This is a genomic window from Kitasatospora sp. NPDC057518 (assembly GCF_042802075.1).
GTDB lineage: Bacteria > Actinomycetota > Actinomycetes > Streptomycetales > Streptomycetaceae > Kitasatospora.
The window spans coordinates 1-8,066 of record NZ_JBHVEU010000410.1; the positions used below are offsets into that span (position 1 = coordinate 1).

At 72.8% G+C, this 8,066-nt stretch carries 6 protein-coding genes; 3 read left to right on the top strand and 3 right to left on the bottom strand.

Features of this window, described 5'->3' with window-relative positions:
- Positions 1-45: 45 nt before the first annotated feature.
- Positions 46-1,605 (bottom strand): carbohydrate binding domain-containing protein, encoded by a 1,560-nt coding sequence (locus tag ACFU7Z_RS31410; RefSeq protein ID WP_380781210.1) that lies wholly within the window; start codon positions 1,603-1,605, stop codon positions 46-48.
- Positions 1,606-2,063: 458 nt separating this feature from the next.
- Here ACFU7Z_RS31410 and ACFU7Z_RS31415 point away from each other — a divergent pair, with 458 nt between their 5' ends.
- The gene (locus ACFU7Z_RS31415; protein ID WP_074002774.1) at positions 2,064-2,486 is read left to right on the top strand and encodes a hypothetical protein; all 423 of its coding nucleotides are present in this window, start codon (positions 2,064-2,066) and stop codon (positions 2,484-2,486) included.
- Complete coding sequence (locus ACFU7Z_RS31420) at positions 2,483-4,663, top strand: NACHT domain-containing protein (RefSeq protein ID WP_380781212.1); 2,181 nt, start codon at positions 2,483-2,485, stop codon at positions 4,661-4,663. Before ACFU7Z_RS31415 ends, ACFU7Z_RS31420 begins: the two co-directional genes overlap by 4 nt.
- 22 nt (positions 4,664-4,685) lie before the next feature.
- On the opposite strand, the gene ACFU7Z_RS31425 is transcribed toward ACFU7Z_RS31420, so the two are convergent.
- Together ACFU7Z_RS31425 and ACFU7Z_RS31430 are read right to left on the bottom strand one after the other, a co-directional pair.
- Positions 4,686-6,212: an FMN-binding glutamate synthase family protein gene (locus tag ACFU7Z_RS31425; protein ID WP_117486023.1), complete on the bottom strand. Its 1,527-nt coding sequence runs from the start codon at positions 6,210-6,212 to the stop codon at positions 4,686-4,688.
- 350 nt (positions 6,213-6,562) lie between these two features.
- Positions 6,563-6,811: a hypothetical protein gene (locus tag ACFU7Z_RS31430; protein ID WP_049651741.1), complete on the bottom strand. Its 249-nt coding sequence runs from the start codon at positions 6,809-6,811 to the stop codon at positions 6,563-6,565.
- A 367-nt stretch (positions 6,812-7,178) separates the two neighbouring features.
- On the opposite strand from ACFU7Z_RS31430, the gene ACFU7Z_RS31435 reads away from it, so the two are divergent.
- Positions 7,179-7,727 (top strand): hypothetical protein, encoded by a 549-nt coding sequence (locus ACFU7Z_RS31435; protein WP_074002777.1) that lies wholly within the window; start codon positions 7,179-7,181, stop codon positions 7,725-7,727.
- Positions 7,728-8,066: the final 339 nt, after the last annotated feature.

Here is an 8,066-nt window from a genome sequence, read left to right on the forward strand (position 1 = left end):
CCCGCGGCCCGGACCGCGGGAGGCCGTCGTCAGCTCAGCCGGGGATCAACGCCCCTGGAGGCGCTTGACGTTGTCGCCGAAGCTCCAGCCCTTCGAGCCGTCCCAGTTGATCGACCACGTCATCAGACCCTTCAGCGAACCGCTGAAGGCGTTCCACGCCTGGCCGACCGACCCCGGGTCCATGTAGCCGCCGCCCGCGCCGGGCTGGGCCGGCAGGCCGGGCACCTGCTTGTCGTACGGCACCCTGATGGTGGTGCCCTGGATGGTCAGGCCGTTGTTCAGGCAGGTGGTCTGCGCGGTGAAGCCCTGCACGGTGCCGGCCTGGTAGGAGTCGCCGGAGCAGCCGTACATGCTGCCGTTGTAGTACTGCATGTTCAGCCACCACAGCTGCCCGTTGTCGGCGTACTTCTTGACGATCGGCAGGTAGGCGCCCCAGATCGACCCGTAGTTGACGCTGCCGCCGGTGACGTACGCGGTCTCGGGGGCCATCGTCAGGCCGAAGCCCGCGGGCATCTGGGCCAGCACGCCGTCGATGATGCGGATCAGGTTGGCCTGGGAGGCGGACAGCGTGTTGATGTTGCCGCTGCCGGACAGGCCGGTCTCGATGTCGATGTCGATCCCGTCGAAGTTGTACTTCTTGAGGATCGGGACGACGGTCGCCACGAACTTGTCGGCCACCGTGCTGGAGCTCAGGTCGATGCCCGCGGCGGCGCCGCCGATCGACATCAGGATCGTCGCCCCGGCCGCCTTGGCCTGGCACATCTCGGCGGGGGTCGAGACCTTGACGTTGCTGTCCATGCCGTCCTGCCACAGCACGGTGCCGTCCGAGAGGATCACCGGGAAGGCGGCGTTGATGACGTTGTAGCCGTGTGCGGCCATCCGGCTGTCCGTGATGGGGACCCAGCCCATGCCGGGGTGGACACCGTTCAGGGCGCCGTCCCAGTTCTCCCAGTACCCCTGGAGGACCTTGCCCGACGGCTTGGGCTTCGTGGGGCAGGTGTCGCTCGGCGGCGTCGTGGTGGGCGGCGTCGTCGTCGGCGGCGTGGTGGTGGGCGGGGTGCTGGTGGGCGGCGTCGTCGTGGGCGGCGTGCTGGTCGGCGGCGCGGTGGTCGGGGTGGGGCTGGGGCTGCTGCCGCCGGGGCCGGTGAGCACCACGTCGTCCGCGTAGAACGCGGGCTGCCCGTACCAGCCGTGCAGGAAGACGGTCACCGAGGTGGTGTTCGCCCCGGTGGTGAAGCCGACGCTGAGCTGGCTGTACGAGGGGCTGCTCGCCGTCCAGGTGGAGGCGTTGGTGACGCCGGTGCCGGTGGCGCCCAGGTAGACGTAGCTGCCCTGGACGTAGGCGCTCAGCGTGTACTGGGAGTTGGGCTGCACGCTGATGGTCTGGGCGCACTGGGCGGTGTCCTGGCCGGTCGGCGTGGCCTGGAGCGCGGAGGCGCCGGAGTGGACCGGGCTGCCGACGGCCGCGCCGGAGCCGCCGGAACAGGTCCAGTCGGAGAGCCCGTTCTCGAACCCGGGATTGGACACCAGGTTGGGGGTGGCGGCGCCGGCCGTGACGGTGCCCGCCACGGCGATGCCGGCGCCGATCACGGCGGCGGCGCTCACCCCGGCGAGGGAACGCGTCAGGACGCTCGACCCGTGCCGGGCGCGGCCGGTGCGGGGGGCCTGCGACGCGCGTTCCACGGGCGCCTGCTGCGGGCGTGGACGACTCGGCCTTCGACGGAACATGTGGTGCTCCCTTCCCGCCGAGCGCCATGGACATGACCGACGCGTGGGGGCGCGACGCCCGGCTTGGGTGAGGTGGGGGACATGTGGGGCTGTGCCGGTCCGGATCGTAGGAGGAGCGGCAGGGCCCGTCAATAGGTCTGGACCATTTAAGGTCTGGACCAATTTCCCGGGGGCGCGCCGCACCGCCGCGCCCCCGCGCGCGGACGCCGGAAGTCGGAAGACGGAAATCCGGCAACCGCCCTATGGGAAAAGGGGTTTGGGCTTTGCGCCACGCGGCCGGACCCGTCGGGCTAGGGTCGACACACCGAGGAACGTGTCCTGCAGAAGGAGCGAACATGGTGGGCGCGGAGCTGGCAGTCGGCTATCTCTTCGCATGGGCCGTGCGCAAGGCGCGGCGGGTGGCGGGCCGGATGGACGCGGAGGTCGACCAGGCGCTGGACGCCGGGATGGACCGGCTGCACGAGGTGGTGGTCTCCCGGTTGGACGACGAGCCCGCCCTGGACTGGATGACCGAGGAGGCCGACGCCGGCCTGACGGAGCCGACCCCGCACACCCGGCGGCAGTTGGAGCGGTCCCTGGGGACCGCCGCCGCTCAGGACGCCGCGTTCGCCGCGACACTGCGGCAGGCCGTCGAGGCGTTGCACGCCGCCGATCCGGGCCACGGCGGGCCCGCGCTGAGCGGGAACACCTTCAACGGGCCGACCGCGATCGTGATGGGCGACCACGGCCGACAGGACAACCACTTCGGCTCCCCGTGACCGATGCGCAGCCGCCGGACGACGAGCCGGCCCTCGTCATCCACGGCCCGGCCGGCGTGGTGGTGGGCCACCACAACGTCCAGAACAACTACTTCTCGGTACTCTCCCCCGACCCGGTGGAGGCGGCAGCGGAGACGCTGGGGAAAGTGGTGCTGGCGCAGTGGCGGCAGGAGGCCCGTCTGCGCGGCCTGCACGGGTCGGAGCGGATCCCCGTCCGCTGGCGCGCCCGGTACCCCGGAGAGGCCGGTGACCGCTCCCCTCCGCCGGGAGCCCCCGTCGACGGCGACGCCACGGACCTGGCGTCCTTCGTCGAGACGTTCCGGCGCCTGCCACAGCGCAGGCTGGTCGTCCTGGGCGGGGCGGGCAGCGGAAAGACCAGCCTGGCCGTGCTGCTGGTCATCGAGCTGCTGCTGCGGATGGAGGACCGGGATCCCGTGCCCGTCCTGCTGCCGCTCGCCTCCTGGCGGCCACGGGCGGAGCACCTGTACACGTGGCTGGAACGGCAGTTGCTGCACGAGTACCCCCAGCTGGACCCGGAGACGGTCGGCGCCCTCCGCCGCGATCAACGCGTCCTGCCCGTACTCGACGGCCTGGACGAGCTGCCCGTCGCCGAGCGGCCGGAGGCGCTGGCGGCACTCGACTCCGCGCTCCAGGACGGCGATCCCCTGGTCCTGACCTGCCGGACCGGTGACTTCGCCGCAGCGGCCCGTGGCAAGGCCGTGCTCGGCGAGGCCGCCGTGGTCGAGGCCAAACCGCTGACCGCCGAGGAGGTCTCGCGGTACCTGCTCAGGACCGCCACACGCGAGCACGAGGACCGCTGGCGCCCGCTCACCGACACGCTGACCGGGGACCCGCCCTGCCCCGCGGCCGAGGTCCTGACGGTTCCGCTGATGCTGTGGCTGTGCCGCACCGCCTACCGGCACCCGGCCTCGGGCCGGGACCCCGGGGAGCTCGCCGACCGGGAGCGCTTCCCCACCGCCGGGACGGTCGAGAGCCACCTGCTGGACTCCCTGGTCCCGTCGGTCTACCCCACCGGTCCTCCGCCGCCGCCCCTCCTCGGCCGGAAGGCGGCGCGCAGGTGGCCCGGGGAGGACCGGCGCCGGGATCCGGAGCGGGTGTCCCGGTGGCTCCGCTTCCTCGCCCGGCACCTCGAACAGCGGCGTACGCCCGACCTCGCGTGGTGGGAACTGGGCACCACCATGCGGCTGGTGCCGCGCATGCTCCTCACCGGGCTGGTGACCGGGGTGTGCATCGCGGTCCTCATCGGGCCCTTCGACGGGATCACCGCCGCCCTGGACGGGATCGGGTCGGCGCAGGGCCTCGGGTCCAGTCTCGTGGACGGGTTCGTCACCATGGTCGTGGACGCCCTGGTCAACGCCCTCCCCTCTGCCGTGGTCTTCGCCCTCGTGCACGGGATCGGGTACGTCTTCCGGGGCGGGGCGCTGGAGCCGTCGCGCATCCGGTTCCGCCTCGGCGGAGCGGGGAGGTCGGCGGCCAGGTCCGGCCCCGAGATCCTCGCGCGGGCCGGCATCGGGCTCGTGGCGGGCCTGGCCGTCGGGCCCGGGATCGCGCTCCTGACCGCGCTCGCCAGTGCCCTCCTCTCGGGGCACCCGGCATGGCTCCGGGTCGGGCTGGTGAACGCACCGCTCTACGGGTTCCTGTTCGGCCTCGCGGGCGCGCTCGCGGGCGGGCTGATGGCCTGGTGCGAAGCCCCCGTCGCCATCGAGTCGGCACCCGACCCCCGCGACCTGCTGGCCCTGAACCGCAGGACCCTGCTCCTGCAGTGGCTCATGCTCGCACCACCGCTCGGAGTCGTGGTCGGGCTCGGGGGCAGGCTGACCGTCGAGTTCCTCGACAGCTCCCTGTGGGGAATCGGCCTCGTGTGGAACGTCGCGGACGGGCTCAGATTCGGGGTCCTCACCGCCCTCGGGGGCGGGCTCGGCATCGCGCTCAGCCTGACGGCGTGGGGCCAGTGGACGGTCCTCGCACGGATCTGGCTGCCGCTGACCGGACACCTGCCCCCGGCGGCGATGACCTTCCTGGAGGACGCCCATCAGCGGGGCGTCCTGCGCAAGGCCGGCGCGGTCTACCAGTTCCGCCACGCCCGCCTCCAGCACCACTTCGCCCGCCCGGCCGACCGACCGGCGCCGCCGGTAGGGCGGCCGTCGGTCCCCTGACCGGGCGGGCGACGGGGGTCGGTCAGACGGCCGGCCCGGCCGTCATCAGCGCCGTGATCTCCTCGGCCAGCTCCGGGCCGAGCTCGCCCCAGCCTTCCTTGTAGCCGTACACGCCGGCCAGGGTGCGGGCCTCGTAGTCGCCGTTCAGGATCTCGATGTCGTCGGCGGTGATGAGCGCCGGGTGGGCGACGCCGACGGCCGACGAGACCTTCATCAGCTCCTTGCGCAGGGTGCGCAGGTAGGCGGCGGCCCGGTCGGCCTTCGACGTCGGGTCCAGGCCGCGGGCGAGCCACGGGTTCTGGGTCGCGATGCCGGTGGGGCACTTGTCGGTGTGGCACTTCTGCGCCTGGATGCAGCCGATCGACAGCATCGCCTCCCGGGCCACGTTGATCATGTCGGCGCCCAGGGCGAAGGCGACCGCGGCGTTCTCGGGCAGGCCGAGCTTGCCGGAGCCGATGAAGGTCAGGTCGTCGGTCAGCCCCAGCTCGGCGAAGGTGCCGTAGACCCGGGAGAAGCCCATCCGGAACGGCAGCGACACCGAGTCGGCGAACATCCGCGGCGCCGCGCCGGTGCCGCCCTCGCCGCCGTCGACCGTCACGAAGTCGACCCCGCGGTCGCCGCGGGCCATCAGCGTGGCGAGCTCCTGCCAGAAGCCCGCCTCCCCCACCGCGCTCTTGACCCCGACCGGCAGGCCGGTCTCGGTGGCGATCAGCTCGACGAAGTCCAGCATCGAGTCGACGTCGCCGAACGCGGTGTGCCGCGACGGGGAGGCGCAGTCCTGGCCGACCGGGATGCCGCGGATCCCGGCGATCTCCGGGGTCACCTTCGCGCCCGGCAGCATGCCGCCCAGCCCCGGCTTGGCGCCCTGGGAGAGCTTGATCTCGATCGCCTTGACGGGGGCGCCGGCGACGACCTCCTTGAGCTTGTCGAGGTTGAAGGCGCCGTTCTCGTCGCGGCAGCCGAAGTACGCCGTCCCGAGCTGGAGGACGAGGTCACCGCCGTTGCGGTGGTACGGCGAGAGGCCGCCCTCGCCGGTGTTGTGCATCGTGCCCGCCAGCGCCGCCCCCTTGTTGAGCGCCGTGACGGCCGCGCCGGAGAGCGAGCCGAAGCTCATCGCCGAGATGTTCACCACGCTGGCCGGCCGGAAGGCCTTGGCGCGGCCGCGCGGCCCGCCCAGCACCTTGGCCGAGGGCAGCGGTGCCTGCGGATCGTGGGCGTCGGGGAGGGCACCGGCGAAGGTGCGCTGCTTCAGGTAGGCGTGCCCCTGGACGTGCTCGACGTCGACCTCGGTGCCGAAGCCGAAGTAGTTGTTCTCCTCCTTCGCCGACGCGTAGATCCAGGTGCGCTGGTCACGGCTGAAGGGGCGCTCCTCCTCGTTGGAGGTCACGATGTACTGCCGCAGCTCCGGCCCGATCGTCTCCAGGAGGTACCGGGCGTGGCCGACGACCGGGAAGTTCCGGAGGAGCGCGTGCCTCTTCTGGACGAGGTCGCGGGCCGCCAGGACTGCCACCGCTGTCGCGGCGACCGCGCCGATCTTCCGGGCTTGCATGAACGTTCCTCCTAGATGCACGACTCCAGCGTCTGCGGTGGAGTCGTGGTGCCGTGTGGGTGTCGGACGGCGAGCCCCCGGCCGCAGCGGCCGAGCGGGCGGCACCGTCCGTCGGAGAATCCGACACGATGGTAAAAGGCCACCCGGACAGGCAAACGGCCAGGGGGTACGGCTGCCGCTCCGACGGCGGGCCCACCGCCGGAGGTCGAGCGCCGCGGCGGAGCGAAGAACTCCGCCGCGAACGCCCCCGACTGCTCACCCGGACCTGCCGGTTCAGCCGGAGTCACACCGCCGGACACCCGCCGCAGCGGACGTCACCCCGGACCCCGGGCGGCACCCGGCAGGCGGTCTCAGTAGAACCAGACCGAGAGCCGGGCCGTGGTCGGGGCCACGTCGCAGAAGTAGCTGACCGCCTCCCCGCGGGCCACGTAGGCCCGGCCGGCGGCGTCGCACGCGGCGCCGCTCGGGTACATGCCGATGTAGGTGTATCCGGTCGTCCTCGTCGTGGACGCCTGGGCGGCGGGAGCGGCCGCCAGGCCGCCCGCAACCGTCAGCAGTCCGGCCAGGGCCATGGTGGAAACCGCTGTGCGCAATGCCATCTCGGTGGATCCTCCCTCGGGCGAGAACGCCGGAGTCCGCTTCCCGGCGCTCGGCGGCGAGCCTTCCGGAATCCCGGATTCGGGGCAATGGTAGAGACCAATGTGGCAGAAAACAGCCCACCGGCCTGACCCGAACCCGCCTCGCGAACGGCATCCGACCGGCCGTCCGGGCTTGCGCGGCGGCCAGTAGGCACACACGGTGAGTACACGATCAGTCACGCGCGTGGCGCGGGGCGGCGGTGCTCATGGCCCCCCGTCACCGGAAGCCGACCGGAGCACCGGATCCCCCCGCGCACCCGCACCGATCACCACCCTCGCACCGGTCGGACGGCCAAGCCCCGACCGATCGCTCTCCCCTGGAGGCTCGATGAACACCGTTCCGTCCCGATTCCCGCTGCCCCGCCGCCTGGCCGGGGCCATGGCGCTGGCCTGTGGACTCCTGCTGCTCCCGGCCGGTGCACCGGCCCACGCCCAGGGCGTGGTGGACGTGCAGTGCGAAGGCACGTTCACCAGCGAGTTCACGCCCGCGCTGACCAACCAGCCGCAGGACATCAGCGTCACGTCCCAGAACTCCTACGCGACGTGCGAGACGGGCCTTCCCGGGACGAGCGCGACCACGGCCGACGAGCCGGGCGAGACCTGCGTCAACCTGATCCACACGCTCAACCCCTTCGACGAGACCATCACCTGGAGCGACCGGAGCACCAGCACCGTGCACTGGACCTCCGTGGAGGACACCGGCACCGCCGCGACCTACACGGGCACCGTCAGCGCGGGCCGGTACACGGGCGACACCGCCGTGAAGGTCGTGGACGCCGCCGACCTCACCGGAACCAACCCGGAGCTGTGCCCGGTCGGCGGCGGCACCATCACCGGGGCCAGCGGCCCCACCACCCTCACCCTGACCGCCCTGTGACGAAGCCGGGCCGGCTCCGCCTCCTCGACGGCACCGTCCTTCCCGGCGCGACCGTCACCGGCGATCCCGGTGCGCGGGCCGTCCGGGGTCACCAGCTGAGGACGAGATAGCCCCCTCCACCGAGTTCGCCTTTCTGCCCGGCGGCACCCGGCGCCCCGGAAGCGCCGGGGAAGGCGCTTTTCCCTCCGGGGGTGTCGCCGTCGCCTCCGCCCCCGCCCCGGCCTCCCGCACCGCCGGTGCCGCCCGCACCGCCGGCACTCAGCCCGGGAGGCAGGGGAACACCGCCGGTGACGGCGGCGGACCCCTGGCCGCCGGCACCGCCCCCACCAGCGGCGCCAC

What these genes read in the sequence shown, in the direction of transcription:
- ACFU7Z_RS31415 (WP_074002774.1), top strand. Translation starts at nt 2,064, where the DNA reads ATGGTGGGCGCGGAGCTGGCAGTCGGCTATCTCTTCGCATGGGCCGTG.
- ACFU7Z_RS31425 (WP_117486023.1), bottom strand. Translation starts at nt 6,212, where the DNA reads ATGCAAGCCCGGAAGATCGGCGCGGTCGCCGCGACAGCGGTGGCAGTC.
- ACFU7Z_RS31430 (WP_049651741.1), bottom strand. Translation starts at nt 6,811, where the DNA reads ATGGCATTGCGCACAGCGGTTTCCACCATGGCCCTGGCCGGACTGCTG.
- ACFU7Z_RS31435 (WP_074002777.1), top strand. Translation starts at nt 7,179, where the DNA reads ATGAACACCGTTCCGTCCCGATTCCCGCTGCCCCGCCGCCTGGCCGGG.